General features: G+C 58.6%; 26 protein-coding genes and 1 tRNA gene. 24 read left to right on the top strand and 3 right to left on the bottom strand.

The window, feature by feature from the left end; translation table 11 throughout:
- Positions 1–41: 41 nt before the first annotated feature.
- On the bottom strand, positions 42–959 hold the full coding sequence (locus QK296_RS14465) for a putative 2-dehydropantoate 2-reductase (protein ID WP_003193881.1): 918 nt from the start codon (positions 957–959) through the stop codon (positions 42–44).
- Positions 960–1,082: 123 nt separating this feature from the next.
- Between QK296_RS14465 and QK296_RS14460 the strand changes: the two genes are divergently transcribed.
- Positions 1,083–1,568 (top strand): YajQ family cyclic di-GMP-binding protein, encoded by a 486-nt coding sequence (locus QK296_RS14460; protein WP_003193880.1) that lies wholly within the window; start codon positions 1,083–1,085, stop codon positions 1,566–1,568.
- Between the two features lie 137 nt (positions 1,569–1,705).
- Positions 1,706–2,548 (top strand): mechanosensitive ion channel domain-containing protein, encoded by an 843-nt coding sequence (locus tag QK296_RS14455; protein WP_003193879.1) that lies wholly within the window; start codon positions 1,706–1,708, stop codon positions 2,546–2,548.
- 181 nt (positions 2,549–2,729) lie between these two features.
- Here the strand turns inward: QK296_RS14455 and QK296_RS14450 are convergent, their stop codons facing one another.
- On the bottom strand, positions 2,730–4,028 hold the full coding sequence (locus QK296_RS14450; RefSeq protein WP_003193878.1) for an OprD family porin: 1,299 nt from the start codon (positions 4,026–4,028) through the stop codon (positions 2,730–2,732).
- Between the two features lie 741 nt (positions 4,029–4,769).
- On the opposite strand from QK296_RS14450, the gene QK296_RS14445 reads away from it, so the two are divergent.
- The gene (locus QK296_RS14445; RefSeq protein ID WP_003193877.1) at positions 4,770–5,195 is read left to right on the top strand and encodes an HIT domain-containing protein; all 426 of its coding nucleotides are present in this window, start codon (positions 4,770–4,772) and stop codon (positions 5,193–5,195) included.
- Between the two features lie 3 nt (positions 5,196–5,198).
- Positions 5,199–5,405, top strand: a complete 207-nt coding sequence (locus QK296_RS14440; protein WP_003193876.1) for a SlyX family protein — start codon at positions 5,199–5,201, stop codon at positions 5,403–5,405.
- 74 nt (positions 5,406–5,479) lie between these two features.
- Here the strand turns inward: QK296_RS14440 and QK296_RS14435 are convergent, their stop codons facing one another.
- Positions 5,480–6,082: a cold-shock protein gene (locus tag QK296_RS14435; protein WP_003193875.1), complete on the bottom strand. Its 603-nt coding sequence runs from the start codon at positions 6,080–6,082 to the stop codon at positions 5,480–5,482.
- A 427-nt stretch (positions 6,083–6,509) separates the two neighbouring features.
- On the opposite strand from QK296_RS14435, the gene QK296_RS14430 reads away from it, so the two are divergent.
- The 20 genes from QK296_RS14430 to QK296_RS14335 all read left to right on the top strand — a co-directional run bounded on the left by QK296_RS14430 (position 6,510) and on the right by QK296_RS14335 (position 23,914).
- Positions 6,510–6,983 (top strand): Dps family protein, encoded by a 474-nt coding sequence (locus tag QK296_RS14430; RefSeq protein WP_003193874.1) that lies wholly within the window; start codon positions 6,510–6,512, stop codon positions 6,981–6,983.
- A 181-nt stretch (positions 6,984–7,164) separates the two neighbouring features.
- Entirely contained in the window at positions 7,165–7,518 is a 354-nt protein-coding gene (locus QK296_RS14425; protein ID WP_032900853.1) for a ribbon-helix-helix domain-containing protein, read from the top strand.
- A 162-nt stretch (positions 7,519–7,680) separates the two neighbouring features.
- Positions 7,681–7,902 carry a zinc ribbon domain-containing protein gene (locus tag QK296_RS14420; RefSeq protein ID WP_003193872.1) on the top strand — a complete coding sequence of 74 codons (222 nt, stop codon included), beginning with the start codon at positions 7,681–7,683 and terminating at the stop codon, positions 7,900–7,902.
- Positions 7,903–8,010: 108 nt separating this feature from the next.
- Positions 8,011–9,786, top strand: coding sequence for an aspartate--tRNA ligase (gene aspS / locus QK296_RS14415; protein ID WP_003193871.1), 1,776 nt, complete (start codon positions 8,011–8,013; stop codon positions 9,784–9,786).
- A gap of 135 nt (positions 9,787–9,921) precedes the next feature.
- Entirely contained in the window at positions 9,922–10,668 is a 747-nt protein-coding gene (locus QK296_RS14410; protein ID WP_169856253.1) for a YebC/PmpR family DNA-binding transcriptional regulator, read from the top strand.
- 171 nt (positions 10,669–10,839) lie between these two features.
- Positions 10,840–11,364 (top strand): crossover junction endodeoxyribonuclease RuvC, encoded by a 525-nt coding sequence (gene ruvC, locus QK296_RS14405; RefSeq protein WP_003193869.1) that lies wholly within the window; start codon positions 10,840–10,842, stop codon positions 11,362–11,364.
- A gap of 70 nt (positions 11,365–11,434) precedes the next feature.
- Positions 11,435–12,046, top strand: coding sequence for a Holliday junction branch migration protein RuvA (ruvA, locus tag QK296_RS14400; RefSeq protein ID WP_003193868.1), 612 nt, complete (start codon positions 11,435–11,437; stop codon positions 12,044–12,046).
- Complete coding sequence (ruvB, locus tag QK296_RS14395; protein ID WP_003193867.1) at positions 12,047–13,105, top strand: Holliday junction branch migration DNA helicase RuvB; 1,059 nt, start codon at positions 12,047–12,049, stop codon at positions 13,103–13,105.
- A 238-nt stretch (positions 13,106–13,343) separates the two neighbouring features.
- Positions 13,344–13,799 carry a tol-pal system-associated acyl-CoA thioesterase gene (gene ybgC, locus QK296_RS14390; RefSeq protein ID WP_003193866.1) on the top strand — a complete coding sequence of 152 codons (456 nt, stop codon included), beginning with the start codon at positions 13,344–13,346 and terminating at the stop codon, positions 13,797–13,799.
- 1 nt (position 13,800) lies between these two features.
- Positions 13,801–14,496 (top strand): protein TolQ, encoded by a 696-nt coding sequence (gene tolQ, locus QK296_RS14385; protein ID WP_003193865.1) that lies wholly within the window; start codon positions 13,801–13,803, stop codon positions 14,494–14,496.
- A 22-nt stretch (positions 14,497–14,518) separates the two neighbouring features.
- Positions 14,519–14,971, top strand: coding sequence for a protein TolR (tolR, locus tag QK296_RS14380; protein WP_161793227.1), 453 nt, complete (start codon positions 14,519–14,521; stop codon positions 14,969–14,971).
- Positions 14,971–16,044 carry a cell envelope integrity protein TolA gene (tolA, locus tag QK296_RS14375; protein WP_003193863.1) on the top strand — a complete coding sequence of 358 codons (1,074 nt, stop codon included), beginning with the start codon at positions 14,971–14,973 and terminating at the stop codon, positions 16,042–16,044. Before tolR ends, tolA begins: the two co-directional genes overlap by 1 nt.
- Before the next feature lie 17 nt (positions 16,045–16,061).
- Positions 16,062–17,342, top strand: a complete 1,281-nt coding sequence (tolB, locus tag QK296_RS14370; RefSeq protein ID WP_032874245.1) for a Tol-Pal system beta propeller repeat protein TolB — start codon at positions 16,062–16,064, stop codon at positions 17,340–17,342.
- A 55-nt stretch (positions 17,343–17,397) separates the two neighbouring features.
- A complete protein-coding gene (gene pal, locus QK296_RS14365) occupies positions 17,398–17,898 on the top strand; it encodes a peptidoglycan-associated lipoprotein Pal (RefSeq protein WP_003193861.1) in 501 nt (166 codons plus the stop codon).
- A gap of 6 nt (positions 17,899–17,904) precedes the next feature.
- Entirely contained in the window at positions 17,905–18,747 is an 843-nt protein-coding gene (gene ybgF / locus QK296_RS14360) for a tol-pal system protein YbgF (protein ID WP_282391049.1), read from the top strand.
- A 164-nt stretch (positions 18,748–18,911) separates the two neighbouring features.
- Complete coding sequence (queE, locus tag QK296_RS14355; RefSeq protein ID WP_003193859.1) at positions 18,912–19,559, top strand: 7-carboxy-7-deazaguanine synthase QueE; 648 nt, start codon at positions 18,912–18,914, stop codon at positions 19,557–19,559.
- A 123-nt stretch (positions 19,560–19,682) separates the two neighbouring features.
- Positions 19,683–19,758, top strand: a tRNA-Lys gene (locus tag QK296_RS14350).
- A 182-nt stretch (positions 19,759–19,940) separates the two neighbouring features.
- Positions 19,941–20,213, top strand: a complete 273-nt coding sequence (locus tag QK296_RS14345; RefSeq protein WP_080765532.1) for a hypothetical protein — start codon at positions 19,941–19,943, stop codon at positions 20,211–20,213.
- 69 nt (positions 20,214–20,282) lie between these two features.
- Positions 20,283–22,886, top strand: a complete 2,604-nt coding sequence (locus QK296_RS14340; RefSeq protein WP_282391048.1) for an autotransporter outer membrane beta-barrel domain-containing protein — start codon at positions 20,283–20,285, stop codon at positions 22,884–22,886.
- Positions 22,887–23,173: 287 nt separating this feature from the next.
- Positions 23,174–23,914 (top strand): helix-turn-helix transcriptional regulator, encoded by a 741-nt coding sequence (locus QK296_RS14335; RefSeq protein WP_057710560.1) that lies wholly within the window; start codon positions 23,174–23,176, stop codon positions 23,912–23,914.
- The last annotated feature ends 234 nt before the right edge of the window (positions 23,915–24,148 follow it).

Here is a 24,148-nt window from a genome sequence, read left to right as displayed (position 1 = left end):
TTTTCCCAGGTGATAGACAGGTAGGCAGGGTAGCGCGTGCCTCAGTCGCTGGCCAATCCGCGTGCGCGCAAATGCTCGACCAGGCGCGCTTGCAGTTGTTGTAGATGCGGCAACACCAATTGATGGCGGGCGGCCGCCTGGCAGGCATAGCCCAGCAGGTAGCTGATCTCGGTACGCCGTGCGTTGGCCACGTCCTGGTACATGGACGAATAATTGGCCGCAGTGGCCTGGATCACCCGCTGCACTTCGCTGTGCAGGTCTTGTGCGGCGGCGGGCTGGCCGCAGCATTCGAGCAGCTCGGCCAGTTCAGCGCACAAGGTCGCCACTTCACACGCGTGGGCTTGCAAGCCGCCGTTGCGACACTGGTAAAGCACCGTCAGGGGATTGATAGCGCAATTGAGCGCCAGCTTGCGCCACAGGCGCGTGAGAATATCGCTGGCCCAATCGTGGGGAATGCCGGCTGCTTGCAGGTCGTCCAGCCACAGCGGCGGCGTGGGGTGGCTCGCATCCCCCAGCCAGGTGTAGCCATGGCCGGCAAATACCACCCGCCAGTCGCCTTCGCGAAACGCGCCTTCGGTGCTCGAGGCAAAGATACAACGGGCCGACGGCACTTGTGCGGCCACTGCGTCCTGGCTGCCGAGGCCGTTTTGCAGCAGGATCAGTTCGGCGTCGGGCGCCAGTCGAGGTTGCAACTGGGCAATGGCGCTTTGGGCATCGTAGGCTTTGCACGCGACGAGCAGGCGATGAATCAGCTCTGGGCTGTCAGACGTTTCACCGACTACCGGGTAAGTCTGTTCTACACCCTGCTCGACCAGGGTCAGCCCCTGGCCGGCTCGATAGTCGGCCAGGCGCGCCTCATTGCGCAGGATCAGCCTGACGGGCACGCCCGCGCGCGCCAGCCGTGCGGCCCAGAGGGTGCCCAGGCTGCCGGCGCCAAGAATATGCCAGGGGGTCGACATCAGTGTGTACTCCATAAGCTCGCCAGCGGTGAACGGCGCGAAAGAACCGCTATAATGCCCCGGCATTTTAGCTCGGGCGCGCTCCATCTCTACTGAGCCCGCCCCTTATATTGGAGAAATCACATGCCTTCGTTCGACGTGGTATCTGAACTGGACAAACACGAAGTCACCAACGCCGTCGAGAACGCCGTCAAGGAACTGGACCGTCGCTACGACTTGAAAGGCAAGGGCAGCTTCGAATTCAAGGAAAAGGAACTGACCGTCAACCTGACCGCTGAAGCCGATTTCCAGCTGGAAGCGATGATCGAGATCCTCAAGCTGGCCCTGGTCAAGCGCAAGATCGACGTGCAATGCCTGGAAGTCAAGGATGCCTACGCTTCCGGCAAGCTGATGAAGCAGGAAGCCGTGCTTAAGGAAGGCATCGACAAGGAACTGGCGAAGAAGATCGTCGCGCACATCAAGGACGCCAAGCTCAAGGTCCAGGCCGCCATCCAGGGCGAGCAGGTTCGCGTCACCGGCAAGAAGCGTGACGACCTGCAAGAGGCCATCGCGGCCCTGCGCGCCAAGACGTTTGACATGCCGCTGCAGTTCAATAACTTCCGCGACTGATGGCACTTTGGGGAACCTGTGGGCACTTTTGACGTCCCACGCCCCAAGCATCATTGCCTACAATTGAGCCCTTCGGGGCTCAATTGCGTTGTCAGGCAGTCAATACAGCCTTATCGCCGCACAATAGGAGAAAGTAGATGGATTTGAACGCTGAAATGGATCACCTGATCAAGACCTCCCAGTCTTGGCTCCCCATGATCATGGAATACGGCAGCCGGGTATTGCTGGCGTTGGTCACCCTGGCCATTGGCTGGTGGCTGATCAATGTTTTGACTCACCGCGTGGGCCGTCTGCTGGCCATGCGCAACGCTGACTTGGCACTGCAACACTTCATCACCAGCCTTGCGAACATCGCGCTCAAAGTCATGCTGGTGGTCAACGTGGCCTCGATGATTGGTGTGGCCACCACCTCGTTCGTTGCGGCAATCGGTGCCGCTACCCTGGCAATCGGCCTGGCCTTGCAAGGCAGCCTGGCGAACTTTGCCGGCGGCGTGCTGATCCTGTTGTTCCGCCCGTTCCGTATCGGTGACTGGATCGAAGCCCAGGGTACCTCGGGTACCGTCGACAGCATCCAGATCTTCCACACGGTGTTGCGCACCGGCGACAACAAGACGGTGATCATTCCCAACGGCAGCCTGTCCAACGGCCTGATCACCAACACCAACCGCCAGCCGACCCGCAAGGTCGTGTTTGATGTAGGTGTGGACTATGAGGCAGACCTGCAGAAAGCTCGTGAAGTGCTGCTGGCGCTGGCCGAAGACCCACGTGTACTGAAGGACCCTGCCGCCGTGGCGGTGGTGTCGACCTTGGGCGACAGTTCCATCACCGTCTCCCTGCGTTGCTGGACCAACACGCCGGATTATTGGGACGTGATGTTCATGCTCAATGAACTGGCGCGTGACCGTTTGAAAGCGGCCGGGATTGATATTCCGTTTCCGCAACGGGTTATTCGGGTGATGCAGGAAAGTGCAACGAAATAACTTGGCGTGACGCTATCAAACTTGGCCGAAAAGTCAGCTTTGACAAACTAGTTACTTAGCTTGCTAGTTGTTTTGTGGATTGAAATAAAACTGCAATAAAAAAGCCGCTCCCTGTTGAACAGAGGAGCGGCTTTTTGTTTGAGGCCGAAGCCTCAGGTCATCATTGTAATTAAACGGGTAATTACAAGATGTTCAGCGGGTAGTTGGCGATCAGACGCAGCTCATCGATCGACGGCGAACCGTAGTACACGCCATCACCGGAACGGTAAGTCGCTTGACGCAGACGCAAGCTCAGGTCTTTCGCCGGGCCGCTCTGGATCACGTACTTGGCTTCGATGTCACGTTCCCACTCTTTGCCGTTGCTGGTGGTGCCCGTGTTGGCGCCGCTACCGGTGACATAACGGGTCATGAAGCTCAGGCCCGGAATGCCGAAGGTCGCCATGTTGATGTCATAACGCGCCTGGTAGGACTTTTCGCCTTCGGCGTTAAAGTCAGAACGGGCGATGGAGTTGGCCAGGAACACTGTGCCGCCGCCGTCTACGCCGTAACCGTAGTCGCCGTCACCGGTGACTTTCTGGGCTGCCAGGGTGAAGGTGTGAGCGCCGATGGTGTACGCACCTTGCAAGCTGAATGCGCGGTTGTCGAGCTTGGTCACGCCATCTTTCTCTGCGCGTTGCAGGCCGGCGCCATCGCTCTTGGTGTCGTAGATGTTGAAGTCCAGCGCGAACGACTGATCATCGCTCAGGGCGTGGGTCCAATTCAGGTTGCTGTAGTACTTGCGGAAGTAATCTTCGGTTTTCGCGTAGTACAGGCTGCCGGTGACTTCTGGAGTGAAGGCATACACGCCACCGACGAAGTCGGTTTTGGTCAGGCCCAGGCTGTCGTGGTAGGTCTGGTTCTGCGCGACGCTGGAAGTGAAGTGACCGCCTTCAAGCTTCAGGCCCTTGATCTCGTTGCTGGTGATCGAGATGCCTTGTGGCAGCTCTGGCAGCAGGCGGCTGTCGTCGGAGGCAAACACTGGGGCTGTGGTGTATTGGTCACCAACCTTCAGCACAGTGTTGGAGATGCGGAACTTGACCGCGCCGCCGCCTTTGGAATAGTCATCTTGCGAACGACCGTCGGAACCAGTAGGGAACAGGCCGGTGCCGGCGCGGCCCTTGCCGCTGTCAAGCTTGAGGCCCATCAGGCCGATCACGTCTACACCGACACCAATGGTGCCTTGGGTGAAGCCCGATTCGTACAGGGCATTGAAGCCCAGGCCGGTTTCTTCAGCACGGCTCTTACGCTTGCCGTTGACGGTGCTGTAACCGCCGCCTGGCTCATTACGGAAGTCACGGCTGAAGTACAGCGCGCGAGTATTGATGCTGAAAGTGCTGTCTTCAACAAAACCCTTGGAATCGTCCTGGGCGGACGCCATTGCGAACTGCGAGGTGCCTGCTGAAACAGCCAGGGCGATCATGCTCCACTTCATCACGCGCATCGTGATTTGCTCCTTTGGTTTTAGGAAGAGTACTGCCGTCCCACCTGTATTTTTATCTGGGCGGCTCTTTCTTTTTGTGTCGGCGCAAAGTTAGCTCACGCAGACCCTATTGACGATACTTACTCAACTATCCTTTCAGCTTCTTTACGAGGCTGTCGTAAATCGCTAGATCCATGTCGCAAATTCACAGCCCAAAATGTATCCAGGCTGACAACTTCAATGCTGCTTTCAGACTTCTTTCAAAGTTTGAACACTTCCCTGATACACATTGAAACGCCACTATTTTTATCGCGAAACACCTGTGTCCAAACGGGTGCCGTTGCCGACGATGTGGGGGTGAATGCAACAAGCGTGCTCAAACCACTAACCGAATGTCATTTTTTCGTGAAAAGTGTGATGAACCTGTAAAAACCGCATAAGCACGGGGGTTTTACGCCATTTGGGTTGGGCTTGACGCCAGGGTGTTACCCCGGTTCGGTGGGACCTGAATCCTGTACCTGGGTAAAACGTTACCGGTTGACCCTTATCAGTGGGTAATCGGCGGATCCCTTTGAGGCACAGGTGGGTCATTTTGGTGCATTCCGTTGAGGCCCGGCCTAGCGTTGCTCTGCTGGGTTACTGCCTCTAAAGGGTGCATTCTTTTGCCCGGCTGCCTCAAGGCCGCCAGCATTGCCCGTGAAGCCTTGGGCATTCGAAGGTATGCTGGGCGCCTGTTACCGACCTGCCGAACGGAGTGCCCACGTGTTCGCCTTAGATCAACGCCTGCAACAAGATACCTTGGCCATTGGGGACTTCCCGCTCTGCCGCCTGCTGCTGTCCAATGACGCCAATTACCCCTGGTTCATTCTGGTGCCACGCATCGACGGTATCAGCGAAGTGTTTCAACTGGATGTCGCAGATCAACAAACCTTGTGGCAAGAAACGACAGCCCTGGCGCAGCTGCTTAACGAGGGGCTGGCGGCTGACAAGATGAACATCGGCGCGCTGGGTAACGTGGTCAGCCAGTTGCACGTGCACGTGATTGTGCGCAAGCGCGATGACGCCGCCTGGCCAGCCCCGGTGTGGGGCAAGCACCCGGCCCGGCCCTATACGCAAGAGCAATTGGCCGCGATTCGTACCCGACTGCGCGAGCTATTGCCTGCCGACTTCATCTTTACCCAGGACTGAGCCATGGACCTGCAAGAACGCGTCACCGACCTGGAAAGCCGCCTGGCCTTCCAGGACGACACCATTGAAACCCTCAATGACATCCTGGTTGCCCAGCAGCGGGCCGTCGAACGCTTGCAATTGCAGATGACTGCACTGCTCAAGCGCCAGGAAGAAATGGGCGGGCAGTTTGAGTCATCCGAAGAAGAAGCGCCTCCGCCCCACTATTGAATACGCACGCAATAAAAAAACCGCGACCCAGCCAAGGCTGAATCGCGGTTTTTTTTGCTGCGAAGGCTGGGGAATCAGCGACGCGGCAGGGCAGCGATGACGTCTTCGGCTTGCAGGCCCTTGTCACGGTTCATCACCGAGAACTCCACGCGCTGGCCTTCGACCAGGACGCGATGGCCTTCGCCACGAATGGCTCGGAAGTGGACGAAGATATCGTCGCCCGAGTCGCGGGAAATGAAGCCGAAGCCCTTGGAGGTGTTGAACCACTTGACGGTCCCGGTATCCCGGTTGGTCATGTCATAGTTTTGCGACGCGGCCGCTGGAGACGAGCGGTAGAAGCTGATGGCCAGGTGAAGAACGATGGCGACCACAGCAATCACCAGGCTGAGCAGGATGGCCGGATGGCCCCCAACTTCAGGCATGGGCGCCAGGAGGGTGAGGGTTTGTACGACAACAGTCAGCACCAGCAGCGCACTGACCAGGTTTTGCAGTTGATGACGCGTGCCTTTGTTCCAGTAAGGGATTACCGGTGCGAGCGTCAGGTTAAGAAGGCCGAACAAGGCCAGGTACAGGGCGTCGTGTTGTTCCAGATAGGGCAGGCTTTCAGGCTGCAGGCTCGGAATAAAGGACAGCAGCAACGCTGCAACGCCCGTTAGCAGGTGGACGATTTTCAACATTTTGGTTAACTCACGTTAAGACGGATCACAAGGAAGAGCTGACTGGCACGGTTCGCTTCTGAACAATGGGAGGCGTTGAGCACGTGCGCGGGTATCAGCCTATGTGACGTGCCGCAGGAATAAACGGCAGCCACACCGCGTCTATTTAACAGCAAAGGCTGTGCCTACTCAAATCAAGCATTTCGGGGTGTTGCCACGGCCACGGCATTTCTGCGTCAAACGCTTGTCCTAGACAGGTGCGGGATTTTTCATTGGCATGCCCAGACTCTTCCCACAGGTAAACAGGCTTGCCAAGTCAGATCCCGCAGGCGGTGCGGGGCGATTTGCCGCATGTCGCCCGGGTGTGCCGGGCTGCACATGACGCACTCTCTTGCTAGAGTGGAGCTGCACCTGATCAATGAATGCTCGTCAATTGAAGGGGAAACACATGGCAATCGATATTGGTATCAGTGAAGAAGACCGTAAATCCATCGTCGACGGACTTTCCCGCCTGCTTTCCGATACCTATGTTCTGTATCTGAAGACCCACAATTTCCATTGGAACGTCACAGGCCCCATGTTTCGTACGCTGCACCTGATGTTCGAGGAGCAGTACAACGAGCTGGCGCTGGCAGTGGACTCCATTGCCGAGCGTATCCGTGCCCTGGGCTTCCCGGCGCCGGGTGCCTATTCGATTTACGCCCGCCTGTCTTCCATCAAGGAAGAAGAGGGTGTGCCGAGCGCCGAAGAGATGATCAAGCAGTTGGTGGCCGGCCAGGAAGCGGTCACGCGTACCGCGCGAGGCATCTTCCCATTGCTCGACAAAGTCAGTGATGAGCCGACGGCAGACCTCTTGACCCAGCGTATGCAGGTTCACGAGAAAACCGCGTGGATGCTGCGCTCCCTGCTCGAAAACCAGTAACGGTTAAACCCAGGCGGCGCCTTTTGGGCGCTGCCTGCTGGTTTCCCTGCGCTTCCTGGCGTTGTCCTACGACTAACTACTCCCCGTCTTCTGGCTGCTCTGCGCTGGCTGCTGTTTTATAGGCCCATCGTCCAATGGGAGAAACCTGTTGGCTGCTGTTTGGCAATGGAGTGTCAGGTGTATGTCACGTGGAGTGGGTAAGGGAGTGATGGAAGCCTGTGGTTTTCACAAGATAAAAGTTGACCCTTTTTCGAAGGGGTTTGATATGGGACTGGCCAAGCCACTGTCCCGGTCGGTCAGGCTCAATGGGTTTTCTACCTGCCTGCGGCTTGAACAGATCTATTGGAACATCCTGACGGAAATCGCCAGGCTCAATACCTGTTCGGTCAGTGCGTTGTTGTCCTATGTCGATCGGGAAGTGCATTTGCGTTACGGAGGCGTAAAGAACTTCAGCGGGCTGGTGAGGGTGGTGTGCGTGGTCCATGTGCTCAAAGGCCGGGGCGCGCTCACGACGGGAGACACGCTCAAGCAGTAGTCCGGTGGTCGGCCCGTCATCCCGGCGGGCCGGGCCCTGGGCACAAAGCCGGCTGCGCTGTGTTGATTTACCAGATATAATCCCGCGCTTTGCTGCGCATGCCGGGCTTTATGCACAGGGCAGGGCGTGGCGCTGTAACGATCTGATCGCCGAGACATCTCCATGCCCATGTACGACTATCAATGCGCTTCCTGTGGTCATCAGTTGGAAGCCATTCAGAAGATCAGCGCCGCGCCGCTGGTCGATTGCCCTGCCTGCCAGGCACCTGAGTTGAAGAAGATGTTGTCCATGCCGGGCTTCCGCCTGAGCGGCAGCGGCTGGTACGAGACCGATTTCAAGACCGGCGCCAAGAAGAACCTGGCGGGCGGCGACAAAGCAGACTGAGTTGAACTCTACGCGCAGGCTCCTGCATTATCCGTCCCCTGCTTAACTGTACGGTGACGAGGCAGGCCTGCCACCGAATTTCGAATTACGAGAAGTGAAACCACGACCATGATGCGCAGCCACTATTGCGGCCAACTGAACGAGACCCTGGAAGGTCAGGAAATCACCCTTTGCGGATGGGTTCACCGTCGCCGCGACCACGGCGGGGTGATCTTCCTCGACATCCGTGACCGTGATGGTCTGGCCCAGGTGGTGTTCGACCCGGACCGCGCCGAGAGTTTCGCCGCCGCCGACCGCGTGCGCAGCGAGTACGTGGTGAAAATCACCGGCAAGGTACGCCTGCGTCCGGCCGGTGCTGTGAACAAGAACATGGCGTCCGGCGGCATCGAAGTGCTGGGCTACGAGCTGGAAGTGCTGAACGAGTCGGAAACCCCGCCGTTCCCACTTAACGAATACTCCGACGTAGGCGAAGAAACCCGCCTGCGCTACCGCTTCCTGGACCTGCGTCGTCCGGAAATGGCCGAGAAGCTGCGCCTGCGTTCGCGCATGACCACCAGCATCCGCCGCTTCCTCGACGAAAACGGCTTCCTGGACGTCGAAACGCCGATCCTCACCCGGGCCACCCCGGAAGGCGCGCGTGACTACCTGGTACCGAGCCGCACCCACGCCGGCAGCTTCTTCGCCCTGCCGCAATCGCCGCAGTTGTTCAAGCAACTGCTGATGGTGGCCGGCTTCGACCGTTACTACCAGATCGCCAAGTGCTTCCGTGACGAAGACCTGCGTGCCGACCGCCAGCCTGAATTTACCCAGATCGACATCGAGACCAGTTTCCTCGATGAAACAGAGATCATGGGCCTGACCGAGCAGATGATCCGCAACCTGTTCAAGGAAGTGCTGGGCCTGGAGTTCGGTGAATTCCCGCACATGACCTTCGAAGAAGCCATGCGCCGCTACGGTTCCGACAAGCCAGACCTGCGTAACCCGCTGGAACTGGTGGACGTGGCCGACCAGCTCAAGGACGTCGACTTCAAGGTGTTCAGCGGTCCGGCCAACGACCCGAAATGCCGTATCGCCGCCCTGCGCGTGCCTGGCGGCGCGAGCATGCCGCGCAAGCAGATCGACGACTACACCAAGTTCGTCGGCATCTACGGTGCCAAGGGCCTGGCGTACATCAAGGTCAACGAGCGCGCCAACGGTGTCGACGGCCTGCAATCGCCGATCGTGAAAAACATCCCTGAGGCCAACCTGAACGTGATCCTTGATCGCGTCGGTGCGGTTGACGGCGACATCGTGTTCTTCGGCGCCGACAAGGCCAAGATCGTCAGCGAGGCCCTGGGCGCGCTGCGTATCAAGCTCGGTCACGACCTTAACCTGCTGACCTGCGAATGGGCACCGATGTGGGTTGTGGACTTCCCGATGTTCGAAGAGAACGACGACGGCAGCTTTAGCGCCTTGCACCACCCGTTCACCGCGCCGAAGTGCTCCCCGCAGGAGCTGGAAGCCAACCCGGCCGGCGCGCTGTCCCGTGCCTACGACATGGTGCTCAACGGTACTGAACTGGGTGGCGGCTCGATCCGTATCCACCGCAAAGAGATGCAACAAGCGGTCTTCCGCCTGCTGGGCATCAACGAAGCGGAACAGGAAGAGAAATTCGGCTTCCTGCTCGACGCCCTGAAATACGGCGCGCCGCCGCACGGTGGCCTGGCGTTCGGCCTGGACCGTCTGGTGATGCTGATGACCGGCGCCCAGTCGATCCGTGAAGTGATCGCCTTCCCGAAAACCCAGAGCGCTGCGGACGTCATGACCCAGGCGCCGGGTGTGGTGGATGCCAAGGCCTTGCGCGAGTTGCACATCCGCCTGCGCGAGACGCCGAAGGCTGAGTAAGGCTGCTGCGTGAAAGCGCGATAAAGTGGTAGGCAGTCAAAAAGGCGCATCTTCGGATGCGCCTTTGCGTTTAAAAGAGGGAAATCTCGCCTGGGGCGGGATTGATAAGGTTTCTAGAGAATTCGGAGTTGTGTTATGGCTGGCCATTCCAAGTGGGCGAACATCAAGCACCGCAAAGAGCGTCAGGATGCCAAGAAAGGCAAGATCTTCACCAAGTGGATTCGCGAACTGACTGTCGCGGCCCGCCAGGGTGGCGGTGATCCGGGCTCCAACCCGCGTCTGCGCCTCGCGCTGGACAAGGCGTTGGGCGCGAACATGAGCCGCGACATCATTGACCGCGCCGTGGCCCGTGGTGCCGGTGCGGCCGATACCGACGATATGGTCGAGCTGACCTATGAAGGCTATGGCCCGGGCGGCGTGGCGGTGATGGTCGAATGCATGACCGACAACCGCAACCGTACAGCGGCAGCCGTACGTCATGCGTTCAGCAAGTGCGGTGGTAATCTCGGCACGGATGGTTCGGTGGCCTACCTGTTCGAGCGCAAGGGGCAGATCACCTTCGCACCGGGCACCGATGAAGACTCGCTGATGGAAGCTGCGATGGAAGCGGATGCCGATGACGTCGTGACCAACGAAGACGGCTCCATCGACGTGTTTACCTCGTTCGCCAGCTTCTACGCCGTGCGTAACGCCCTGGAAACCGCTGGTTTCAGTGGCACCGACGCGGAGATCGTGATGCTGCCGACCACCAGTGCCGAACTGGACCTGGACGGTGCGCAAAAGGTGCTGAAGCTGCTGGACATGCTTGAAGACCTGGATGATGTGCAGAATGTGTATTCGAATGCCGACATTCCTGAGTCTGTGGCCGAACAGCTCACTTAAGAACGATGAATATCCACTGTGGGAGCTGGCTTGCCTGCGATAGCATCACCTCGATTTGACAGACGCACCGAGGTGCCCGCATCGCAGGCAAGCCAGCTCCCTCAGGGGTTCTATGCTGTTACACAAATGTGTGCCTGGCACATACCGTTGTAAATCCAACCCGCAGGCGTTATGACTTTAATCCTAGGTATCGACCCCGGTTCGCGCATCACCGGTTTTGGCGTGGTGCAGCAGACCCCACGCGGCTGTGTGTACGTCGCCTCGGGTTGCATCCGCACCGGTGCCGGCGAGCTGGCCGAGCGGCTGCAGATCGTCTATCGCGGCGTGCGTGAAGTCATCCAGACCTACGGCCCGGTCACCATGGGCATCGAAAAAGTCTTCATGGCCAAGAATGCCGACTCGGCGTTGAAGCTCGGTCAAGCCCGTGGCGCCGCCATCGTGGCGGGTGCCGAGGAGGGCATGGAGATCGCTGAATACACCGCGACCCAGGTCAAGCAAGCCGTGGTCGGCACCGGTGGCGCCAACAAGGAGCAGGTGCAGATGATGGTCATGCACATGCTCAAGCTCACTTCCAAGCCGCAGATCGACGCCTCGGACGCCCTGGCCATCGCCATTTGCCATGCCCATACCCGCTCCAGCCTGTTGCCTCACGGCTTGGGCACAGCACGTAGTCGTGGCGGGCGCCTGCGTCTCTGATAGCATCAGCGCAATCGTTATTTTTGCGGTCAGGCCTTGAACTGACCCCCAAGCTTTAAGGATCTGAACCGTGATTGGACGCTTGCGCGGCACCCTGGCTGAGAAACAGCCGCCGCACCTGATTCTGGATGTGAATGGGTTGGGTTATGAGCTGGAAGTGCCCATGACCACCTTGTATCGCCTGCCGTCCGTCGGCGAGCCGATAACCTTGCACACTCATTTAGTGGTGCGCGAAGACGCGCAACTGCTCTATGGTTTCATCGGCAAGCGCGACCGCGATTTCTTCCGCGAGCTGATTCGTCTCAATGGCGTGGGGCCCAAACTGGCCCTGGCCTTGATGTCGAGCCTGGAAGTGGATGAGTTGGTGCGTGCCGTGTCCGCCCAAGACACCTCGGCTCTGACCAAGGTGCCGGGGGTCGGCAAGAAAACCGCCGAGCGCTTGTTGGTGGAACTCAAAGACCGCTTCAAAGCCTGGGAAGTGGTGCCGAGCATGTTCGCCCTGGTACCGAACCAGCCGGATATGCCAGCGGCCCAAGTCGCCAGCGCGGAAAGCGATGCGGTCAATGCGCTGATCTCCCTGGGCTACAAGCCCCAGGAGGCCAGCAAGGCCGTATCGGCCATCAAGGACAAGAACCTGAGCGCTGAAGACATGATTCGCCGTGCCCTGAAGGGAATGATTTAAGTGATTGAAGCCGATCGTCTGATCGCGGCCACCGGCCCGCGTGACCGTGAAGAAGTCCAGGACCGGGCCATCCGCCCCCTGAGCCTGGCCGAATACATCGGCCAGCCTACCGTGCGCGAGCAGATGGAGTTGTTTATCCAGGCCGCGCGCGGGCGCAGTGAGTCCCTGGACCACACCTTGATCTTCGGCCCGCCGGGGTTGGGCAAGACCACCCTGGCCAATATCATCGCCCAGGAAATGGGCGTGTCGATCAAGTCCACCTCCGGCCCGGTGCTGGAGCGGCCGGGCGACCTGGCAGCGCTGCTGACCAATCTTGAACCCCATGACGTGCTGTTTATCGACGAAATCCATCGCTTGTCGCCGATTGTCGAGGAAGTGCTGTACCCGGCCATGGAGGACTTCCAGCTCGACATCATGATCGGCGAAGGCCCGGCGGCCCGCTCGATCAAGCTCGATCTGCCGCCGTTTACCCTGGTGGGCGCGACCACCCGTGCGGGCATGCTGACCAACCCGCTGCGAGACCGTTTCGGCATTGTTCAACGTCTAGAGTTCTATAGCACCGCCGATCTGGCGACCATTGTCAGCCGTTCGGCGAGTATCCTTGGCTTGCCTCTGGACCCGGAAGGCGCCTTTGAAATCGCCCGGCGCGCTCGTGGCACGCCGCGAATCGCCAACCGTCTGCTGCGCCGCGTGCGCGATTTTGCCGAGGTGCGTGCCAAGGGCCACATCACCAAGGCGGTGGCGGACCTGGCGTTGAACCTGTTGGATGTGGACGAGCATGGCTTCGATCACCAGGATCGACGCCTACTTTTGACCATGATCGAGAAATTCGACGGTGGCCCGGTCGGCGTGGACAGCCTGGCCGCGGCCATCAGTGAAGAGCGCCATACCATTGAGGATGTGCTGGAGCCGTACCTGATCCAGCAGGGCTACATCATGCGAACCCCGCGGGGCAGGGTGGTGACACGCCATGCTTACCTGCACTTTGGGCTAAACATTCCGTCACGATTGGGAGAGATGCCCGTGGTAGACGAATTCCTCGATGCAGTAGACGATTAAAAAATTGCAGGAGCGAGCTTGCTCGCGAAAAACGCCAACGATAACGCGGTATGGCTGGTTATACGCGGCGGGCTCAGGTTCTTCGCGAGCAAGCTCGCTCCTACGCGGTATTTGCCATGTGGGGTGATTTATCCGAGCTTTGTGCTGTCCCAGTGTCTGGCGTCGTCATTTGAAAGCGTTCAGGAATGAAAAAACAGTTGCCCAGCCAATTGGCAACATGAGGAGTAAGCACTAGAGTATGCGCGCGCAAAACGGGGATCAGTCGTTCGCACATCGCTGTCGCGTTTATTACGAGGACACCGATGCCGGCGGCATCGTTTATTACGTCAATTACCTGAAATTCATGGAACGGGCTCGAACCGAGCGGCTGCGGGAGTTGGGTTTTGCCCAGTCCGAGCTTGTAGGCGAGGACCTGTTATTCGTCGTGCATTCCAGCGAGGCGCGTTACCACGCACCGGCGCGACTGGACGACGAATTGCTGGTCAGTGCCGAAGTCATCGAATTGAACCGTGCCAGCCTGCGTTTCAAACAGCAGGTCAGGCGGGCCACGGATGCAACGCTGCTCTGTGAAGGGCAGTTCCTGGTGGCGTGTGTGCGCACCAACAGCTTGAAACCTCGGGCCATTCCCGAAACTCTACGCGCGGCCTTTGCCGCCGTGAGCGGCGCGGGTCAACAATCAAAGCAGGAGATTTAGCGTGGAACCTACCGTCGTCGACCATTCCTCCATGTGGAGCCTGGTCAGCAATGCCAGTGTCGTGGTTCAACTGGTCATGCTGACCCTGGTAGCCGCATCGGTTACCTCTTGGGTCATGATTTTTCAGCGCAGCAACATGCTGCGTGCCGGTCGACGTGCCTTGGAGAGCTTTGAAGAGCGCTTCTGGTCGGGTATCGACCTGTCCAAGCTGTACCGCCAGGCCGGCAGCAACCCGGACCCGGACTCGGGCGTCGAGCAGATCTTCCGTGCCGGCTTCAAGGAATTCTCCCGTCTGCGCCAGCAGCCTGGTGTAGACCCGGAAGCGGTGATGGAAGGCGTGGCCCGTGCCATGCGCGTTGCCATCTCCCGCGAAGAAGAGAAACTTGAGCAGGGCCTGCCGTTCCTCGCCACCGTGGGTTCCGTGAGCCCATACATCGGCCTGTTCGGTACCGTATGGGGCATCATGAACTCCTTCCGCGGACTGGCCCAGGCGCAGCAAGCCACACTGGCCACCGTGGCCCCGGGTATTGCCGAAGCCCTGATCGCCACCGCGATCGGCCTGTTCGCCGCTATCCCCGCAGTAATCGCCTACAACCGTTTTGCCGCCACCAGCGAAACCTTGATCGGCCGTTACTACACCTTCGCCGATGAATTCCAGGCGATCCTGCACCGTAAAGTGCACACCAGCGAAGAATAAGCAGGTAATTCCAATGGCTTTAATCGCTCGAGCTCGCAAAAAGCGCAAGCCGGTCGCCGAGATGAACGTAGTGCCCTACATCGACGTGATGCTGGTACTGCTGGTGATCTTCATGGTGACCGCGCCGATGCTCAACCAGGGCGTGAAGGTTGATCTGCCCAAGGTTTCCAGTGAAGCCTTGCCGCAGGACAACAACACTCAGGTCCTGACCATTTCGATCAAGGCTGACAAGACCTATTACTGGAACCTTGGCAGCGAAGTCGACACGCAAAAGCAGCAGGACAAGGCCCTGACCTTGCCTGCCATGACCGATGCGGTGACCAAGATCATTCGCTCCGGCAACGAAGGCGGCAAGCACACCCAGGTGTTTATCCGGGGTGACAAATCGGTCGACTACGGCTCCGTCATGGGCGCCATGGGCGGGCTGCAGAAGGCCGGCGTCGGTAACGTTGGCTTGATTACCGAGGCGCCCTGATGCAGCAACAGCGAGAGCCGTCCGCCTCGGAAAGCTACTTCTGGCCTGGCGTGTGGGCAATTGCCCTGCACGTCCTGGTGTTCGGCATGCTGTTCGTCAGCTTTGCCATGACCCCGGACCTGCCGCCAGCCAAGCCGATCGTGCAGGCGACCCTGTATCAGCTGAAATCGAAAAGCCAGGCCACCACCCAGACCAATCAGAAGATTGCGGGTGAGGCCCAGAAGTCGGCCGCGCGCCAGACTGAAGTCGAGCAGATGGAACAGAAGAAGGTCGAGCAGGAAGCGGTGAAGGCTGCTGCGGAACAAAAGAAAGAAGAGGCGGCTCAAAAGGCCGAGGAATCGAAAAAGGCTGACGAAGCCAAGAAGGCCGACGAGGCGAAAAAGGCTGATGAAGCCAAGAAAGCCGAGAAAGCTGCCGAAGCGAAAAAGGCCGAAGAGAAACAATTGGCTGATATAGCCAAGAAGAAATCGGAAGAAGAAGCCAAGAAGGCTGCCGAAGAAGAGGCCAAGAAAAAGGCCGCTGAAGAAGCCAAGAAAAAGATAGTCGAAGACGCGAAGAAGAAAGCCGCCGAAGACGCCAAGAAAAAAGCTGAAGCAGACGAGGCGAAGAAGAAAGTCGCCGACGAAGCGAAGAAGAAAGCTGCCGCCGACGCCTCCAAGAAAAAGGCCCAGGAAGCAGCACGCAAATCCGCCGAAGAGAAAAAGGCCCAGGCCCTGGCAGATTTGCTTTCCGACACGCCGCAGCGTCAGCAAGCCTTGGCCGATGAGCGTGGCGATGAAGTCGCGGGCAGTTTCGACGACCTGATTCGGGCGCGGGCAGCGGAAGGTTGGACACGTCCACCTTCGGCACGTAAAGGCATGACAGTAGTGCTGCAGATCGGCATGTTGCCGGACGGTACGGTGACTTCGGTCAGCGTGGCCAAGTCCAGTGGTGACGGTTCGTTCGACAGTTCGGCGGTTGCCGCGGTCAAGAATATTGGCCGGTTGACCGAGATGCAGGGAATGAAACCAAGTGACTTCGCTCCCTATCGTTCATTCAAGATGACATTCACACCTGAGGATCTAGCCTTGTGAGAAACCTTCTTCGAGGAATGCTTGTCGTTATTTGCTGTATGGCAGGGATAGCGGCGGCGGATGAAAAGAACATCCTGGTAACCAGCGGCAGTGATCGGGCCACCCCGATTGCAGTCGTGCCGTTCGGTTGGCAGGGCGGCAGCGTGCTGCCGGACGACATGGCCCAGATCGTCAGCGACGACCTGCGTAACTCCGGTTACTACGCGCCGATTCCAAAAGGCAACATGATCAGCCAGCCAACCCAGGCCAGCGAAGTCATCTTCCGTGACTGGAAGGCGGTCGGTGCCCAGTACCTGATGGTCGGCAGCATCACGCCGGCCGGCGGTCGCCTGCAGATCCAGTACACGTTGTTCAACGTGGCCACCGAGCAGCAGGTTCTGACCGGCAGCGTATCGGGTACCGCCGAGCAACTGCGCGACATGGCTCACTACATCTCGGACCAATCGTTTGAAAAACTCACCGGTATCAAAGGGGCGTTCTCGACGCGCCTGCTGTATGTGACGGCTGAGCGTTTCTCTGTAGACAATACCCGCTACACCCTGCAGCGTTCGGACTACGACGGTGCACGTGCAGTGACCTTGCTGCAGTCCCGTGAGCCAATCCTGTCGCCGCGCTTTGCGCCAGACGGCAAGCGTATTGCCTACGTATCGTTCGAACAGCGTCGCCCGCGCATCTTTGTGCAGCACATCGATACTGGCCGTCGTGAGCAGATCACCAACTTCGAAGGCCTCAACGGTGCGCCAGCCTGGTCGCCGGATGGTTCGCGCCTGGCTTTCGTGCTGTCCAAGGACGGCAACCCGGATATCTACGTGATGAACATGGCCTCGCGTCAGCTCTCGCGTGTGACCAGCGGCCCGGGCATCAACACCGAACCGTTCTGGGGTAAGGATGGTTCGACCATCTACTTCACCTCCGACCGTGGCGGCAAGCCTCAGGTCTACAAGGCAAATGTGAACGGCGGCGGTGCGGAACGTGTGACCTTTATTGGTAACTACAACGCCAACCCCAAGCTTTCGGCCGATGAAAAGACGTTGGTGATGATTCACCGTCAGGATGGTTTCACTAATTTCCGGGTTGCGGCCCAGGATTTGCAGCGCGGAACCGTAAAAATCCTTACAGATACCAACCTTGATGAGTCAGCCACTGTTGCGCCCAACGGCACCATGGTAATCTACGCCACCCGCCAGCAGGGCCGGGGAGTCTTGATGCTCGTGTCCATCAATGGACGCGTAAGGCTCCCACTTCCTACCGCACAAGGCGAAGTCAGAGAACCATCCTGGTCCCCTTACCTGAACTGACGCGGCGCTACAAAAAGAAGTACTTAACACACTGGGGTTCATTAGGAGTTTCACGATGGAAATGCTGAAGTTTGGTAAGTTTGCTGCTCTGGCTCTGGCTCTGTCCGTAGCCGTTGGTTGCTCCTCTAAAGGCGGCGACAATGCCGGTGAAGGCGCAGCTGTTGATCCAAACGCTGGTTACGGCGCCAACACTGGTGCGGTCGACGGCTCCCTGAGCGAAGAAGCTGCTCTGCGCGCTATCACCACTTTCTACTTCGAATACGACAGTTCGGACCTGAAGCCAGAAGCCATGCGCGCTCTGGACGTTCACGCCAAGGACCTGAAAGCTAACGGCGCTCGCGTTGTTCTGGAAGGTAACACTGACGCCCGTGGTACTCGTGAGTACAACATGGCACTGGGCGAGCGTCGTGCGAAAGCCGTTCAGCGCTACCTGGTACTGCAAGGTGTTGCTCCAGGCCAACTGGAACTGGTTTCCTACGGTAAAGAGCGTCCAGTTGCAACTGGCAACGACGAACAGTCGTGGGCTCAGAACCGTCGCGTCGAACTGCGTAAGTAATTCGTCATGCGAACGTGCCGTCGTGCTCTAACTGTATTGGCTCTCAGCTTCGCACCGCTTGCGGTGTGGGCTGCGGTTCCTGTAACGGATAGCAACTCAGGCTATAACAATAGCGGGAGCAGTTATCCGCCAGCAGGTTATGGCACGAACGGCGCCTATGCGGGGGGAGCGGCTACGTCCGCTCCCTCGGCACAGGGCGAACTGTTCAACCAGCTGCAACGCATGCAGGATCAATTGGCCCAGCAACAAGGCGCCATTGAAGTTCTGCAAAATCAAGTGAACCAGCTGAAGCAAGAAGGCTTGGAGCGATACCAAGATCTTGATCGTCGTATTGGAGCCGGTGTTGCACCTGCCGCTACTCCTGATAATTCTTCTGCCGGTGGCGCACCCAGTGCCGCTGCCGGTGGCGCCGCAGCCGGGGCCGCAGCGGGGGCCGCTGCTGCCGCCCCTGCTGCCAGCAGCGAGCCGGGTGATCCAGCGAAGGAAAAACTGTATTACGATGCAGCCTTCGACCTGATCAAGGCCAAGGACTTCGATAAGGCCAGCCAGGCTTTTACCGCTTTCCTGCGCAAATACCCTAACAGCCAATACGCGGGCAATGCCCAGTACTGGTTGGGTGAGGTCAACCTGGCAAAGGGTGATTTGCAAGCGGCGGGCCAGGCTTTTGCCAAGGTCAGCCAGCTGTACCCCAAGCACGCCAAGGTTCCGGATTCGCTGTACAAACTCGCTGATGTAGAACGCCGCCTGGGTCATACCGACAAGGTCAAAGGCATTCTGCAGCAGGTGGTTGCCCAGTACCCGGGTACCTCCGCGGCGCAGTTGGCCCAGCGGGACCTGCAACGCTTGTAAGCCATGCAGCCCGTTTAGAAGAAACCCGCGCTTGTCGCGGGTTTTTTCGTTAGAATCCACGCCCTTTTATGAAACACGCTTCCTGGGGTTGACGCGTTGGCGCAATCCCTTGAAGTGCCTGACGGAGGCGGACAGCCTGTTTAGCTGTTACGCCCGTGGCGACTATGCAAGACACATTACGTATTACCGAAGTCTTTTACTCGTTGCAGGGTGAAACGCGCACTGCTGGCCTGCCCACTGTCTTTGTACGGTTGACCGGCTGCCCATTGCGCTGCCAATACTGTGACAGCGCCTACGCCTTCAGTGGCGGCACCGTGCGCACCCTCGACGACATCCTGGAACAGGTTGCCGGCTACCGGCCGCGCTACGTCTGCGTGACGGGCGGCGAGCCCTTGGCGCAACCCAACGCCATCCCTTTGCTCAAGCAACTGTGCGACGCCGGCTACGAGGTGTCACTGGAAACCAGCGGCGCCCTGGACATCTCTGCGGTCGATTCGCGCGTCAGCCGAGTCGTCGATCTCAAGACCCCGGACTCCAAGGAAGCCCACCGCAACCGCTACGAGAACATCGACTTGCTGACGGCCAACGATCAGGTCAAGTTCGTCATCTGTTCCCGTGACGATTATGACTGGGCCACCTCCAAGCTGATCCAGTATGGCCTGGAGCGGCGGGCGGGCGAGGTGCTGTTCTCACCCAGCCATCACGACCTGAACGCCCGGGAGCTGGCGGACTGGGTAGTGGCGGACAACCTGCCGGTGCGCCTGCAATTGCAGCTGCACAAGTACCTGTGGAACGACGAGCCAGGGCGCTGATCAGGCGGCTGCGATAGGCGTTCTACCCACCGAATTACCGTTCAAATGCGTTTTTTCTGATTTATTTAAAATAAGGTGTTGAATAATCCTTAGAAATCAGTATTATACGCGCCACCACACAGCGGGTCGTTAGCTCAGTTGGTAGAGCAGTTGGCTTTTAACCAATTGGTCGTAGGTTCGAATCCCACACGACCCACCATTTTTGGCGGTTTAGAAAATCCGGAAGGCCCACGCAAGTGAGGATTTCCGGGTTTTTTTTTGCCTGTGATTTGGCAAGTCCGAGTCGACGCTGAGTCAGCCCTTGCTCAGATTCCGTTGCAGTCCAAAATATTCCTTAACTCATAAGCGGGCCGGTACTGACCGAATAGTTCGGTCGTTCGTGTGGGTGCTCAATGCCTCGCTTCCCACAGCGTGATGGCCTTAACCCTGCCGGGTGAGGACCTGATTCGCGAGCGGCAAAACCGCCTGTTGGAAGATCAGCAGCGCCGCTTGCCCGGCAAGGGGCTGGGCCGTGTGCGCAAGAGCGAGTCGCTGCGTACCTGGATGCAATTGTTATTGATCGTTGCCGTACCTTTCCGTCAGGACACCCACGAGGTGGTGCAAGCCCTCACCCGCAGCACATTGGATGAGGCGGTGCAGCGGCGCTTGTTGTAGTCATTGGTTTTATATCTGTAATCGCCATGGGTTTGTGGCGTTGCTTTCTGTCGTACATGGAGTTTTCAAATGAAGCAAAAACCGTTCAAGCAAAAACTGTTGGCCGTGGTGGTCGGTGCAATCAGCAGCCAGGCATTGGCCGTTGAAGTGGATCTGAGTCAAGGCAAAACCTCGTGGAAGGGTGAGACGTTTAACGAATCTCTGACCTTCACCGGGAGGCTGACTGAAGCGACCAATCAAACGCCCACCCCCGACTCTGGCACTACTGCGTTGATGGGTGTCAGTGTTTCCAATACCAGTATTCAAGGTTCGCTGATCAATCGTGCTGATATTGTGATGACCTCTGACGGACGTTCCATTCGGGCGTTTGCCGTGGACCCATTCGGTTTTGCAAACGACGGCTCAACCCCTAGTACGATTACGGGCGATCTGATTCAGGCCGGTAACATCACCATGAACAATGGCGGTTACGAAGGTTTTGAGATTGGTGATGCCGTGATTGGTGGCAGCGTAATCAACTCCGGCACCATTAAAACAACTCCCGTTGTATCGGGCACTTCTGCTTTTGGTGGCACGGTTGGCGGCGAGGGTATGTTCCTGCATAACACGCAAGTGGCAGGCGACGTTGCTAACACGGGCGTGATCGAGGTGGTCGGCGATGAAGTAGTGGCGCTGGCAGTGGATGGCCCGAGTGATTTCCCGATCAATATCGGCGGCAAAATCATCAACTCCGGGACTATCACTGCAACGGGCCAGCGCGCCTGGGGCATAGAAGTTGAAACCACCACGAGTCCACTGCGTATCGAAAACAGTGGCCTGCTGTCTGTGAACGGCGCAGATGCTTCCGGTATTGTTTTTTATGCAGGTACCGTCGACTCCATCCTCAACACCGGCACCCTCGAAGCCAAAGGCACCAACGCCAAAGCGATCGATCTCCTGGGCGCCACCTTCACCCAAAACAGCCCCACCGGCTCCCGCGGCATCATCAACCGCGGCACGATCATCGCCGATGGCACGGCCATCTCTGTCGACGCAGCTGAGCAAACCTCCACCTTCGAAATCAACCAACAAGCCGGTGAAATTCGCAGCAATTCCGGAATCGCTATCGACGCAGCCAACCGCGCCACCCTCAACTGGACCGGCGGCAAAATCATCGGTGATGTGCTCAACGTCAACGCGGTGAACATCGCCGGCCAGGCTGACTTTTCCGGCAGCCGCATCATTGCACCGGTGTCGATCAACTCGGGTTCCTTGAATCTGTCGGCCCCTGGCACGGTGCTCACCGGTGACCTCAACGTCGCCAGCGGTGCGGGCATTGATATGCGCCTGGCCAACAGCGTGGTGCCGACCACGCCATACCTGACGGTCAACGGTGCGGCGAATTTCGCCCAGGCATCGAAAGTGACCTTGAGCGCCAACCCAGGCGATTTCACCCCCGTGCCAAGCGGCACCGAATACACCTTGCTGCAAGCCAGCAGTGTGCAAAACAACGGCCTGTCGGTTGCCAGCACTTCTTCGTTGCTGGACGTGCTCAGTTACTCGGCCGATGCGCAAACGGTCAAGGCCGTGGTGGGGTTGAAGAGCAATCAGCAAGTGCAAGAGGAATTGACCGGCGCGGGCGCCACTGAACCGGTTGTTACTGTGGTCAACGAAGCAAAAAATGATGTGCTCGGGCAGTTGGCAACGGATGATCCGGTGTTCCAGGCCCTGGCCAACGCGGGCACGGCGCAGCAGTTGGCGCAGGTGGGCGAGCAACTCAAGCCGGACGTCAACCGTGGTGCGCTGGACGTGGCCTTGTCGGGCCAGACGGTGATCAATGGCGCGATCCTCAATCGCCTCTCGGGCCAGCGTGATAATCGCGAAGCCGTGGGTGTGTGGTTGCAAGGCTTGAGCAGCAACATGGATCAGGATGGCCGTGGCGGCGATAACGGTTATTCGGCCAACAGCAGCGGCATGGCGGTGGGTGTGGATGGTCGGTTGAACGACAGCACCGCGGTGGGCGTGGCGTACAGCTACCTCAACTCCAACATCCATTCGGACCTGGGCACCAAGACCGACGTGCAGGGCCATGCGCTGTCGTTGTACGGCAACTGGTCGCTGCAGAACTGGTTTGTCGACGGCAGCCTGAGCTATGGCCATAACGACAATGACAGCAAGCGTCGTGTGGCGGGTACGACAGCCAAGGGTAGCTACGACAGCAATGTGTTGTCGGCCAGCGTACTGGGCGGCTACAGCTTCACGCTGTCGGATGCTGCCGTGATAGAACCGCGAGTCGCGGCGCGTTATTCCAACGTGCGCATGGACAGCTTTACCGAGAAGGGCTCTTCGGCGGCGCTGAGCACCGGCTCGCAACGCTATGAAGTGGGCGAGTTGGGTGCGGGTGTGCGCTTGGCCGGTAACTTCCCGTTGGCCACCGGAAGCCTGCAACCGGAAGCCACATTGATGGCTTATCACGACCTGATGGGCGACCGCGTGGCGCAAACCTCCAGTTTTGTGCTGGGCGGTTCGGCGTTTACCGTCACGGGCGCTTCGGTCGCACGTGACAGTTACGAAGCCAGCCTGGGTCTGAATTATCAGGTGTCGGCGCTGACGGTGGGCGCCAGCTATACCCGCCAGGCGCGTAGCGGGTTTGATGCTGATGGGGTGATGGTCAAGGCGCGTTACGCGTTTTAGGGTTAAGCCCGAACAGGGGCTCTTTGCGAGCCCCTGTTATCCCCAAAAGCAATAATCTTTTTTTCTTGAAATCTACTCGCCGATATTTTGGTTTTTTTAATTTTTACTCGACGTTTTTTCACAGTCCCCACCCTAATACGCAATTCCCCGCCCCCTTTCTTTGTTTAGTATTGGATCCAGTGGCCACTGAGGCTCAATGGGTCACTCTGTTCAAAAAAGGAGACGCGACATGATGCCCAAGGATCCTTCCAACAGTGGCCGGCCTGACCTGCTCGCGGCTTGCTGAAATGAACGCGCATACCTCTTTGGCAGCCCTCGCCGGTAACTACGTGCACGGCGACATAGTGGCTGCTCATCGACATGACGAGGGCCAACTGGTCTATGCCATCAACGGTGTAATGCTGGTGTCGGTGCAGCAGGCAACCTGGGTGCTGCCTTCCGGGCACGCCCTATGGGTGCCCCCGGCGATGGAGCATCAGATCCGCATGACCGGCGAGGTGCGTATGCGCACTTTGCTGATCTCGCCGGGGGCGCACGGTCGGTTGGCGCAGGCGTGCGAGGTCATCAGGGTTTCACCCTTGCTGCGCGAGCTGATTGTGGCGGCGGGCGATGAGCCTGACAGCCAGCCGGCGTCGTTGCGTCATGTGCAGATTGTCGAGCTGATTTTCTCGGAGCTTGACCGCGCGCAGCGGGTACTGGCGCATGTGCCGATCCCGCATGAGCCGAGGCTCAAATCACTGTGTGCCGACTTTATCGACAACCCTTCCCAGGAATCGAAACTGGAGTGTTGGGCGGTGCAGCTCAATATGAGTTCACGCACCCTCGCTCGGCTGTTCCAGAAAGAACTGGGCATGAGTTACGGCGAATGGCGCAAGCGCACGCGGTTGCTGCTCAGCATGCAGCGGCTGGCCAGTGGCGCCTCCATTTTGGAGGTGGCTTTGGAGCACGGTTACCAAAGCCCTAGTGCATTTACCGCGATGTTCAAGCGCACCCTGGGTTACACCCCGAGTCACTGCCGCCTGGTCTGAATCACAGCGGTAGCCGTGACTGGCACTTTGGCGAGGGGCGACGAAGGTCCAATGTGGGAGCTGGCTTGCCTGCGAAAGCTTTAGTGCAGCAACAGATGCACCGACTGACACACCGCCTTCGCGGGCAAGCCCGCTCCCACATTTCTGAACGAGTTCGACGCGCGATTCAGAAGCGCCGTCCCACCTTGTCCCAATCGAAACGATGGTTGTCCAGAACTCGGGAGATGCGCACCC

Source organism: Pseudomonas sp. AL10, assembly GCF_029960685.1.
Classification (GTDB): domain Bacteria; phylum Pseudomonadota; class Gammaproteobacteria; order Pseudomonadales; family Pseudomonadaceae; genus Aquipseudomonas; species Aquipseudomonas lactis.
Note: the sequence above shows the minus strand (reverse complement) of the source record. Positions and strands in the feature narration are given on the sequence as shown.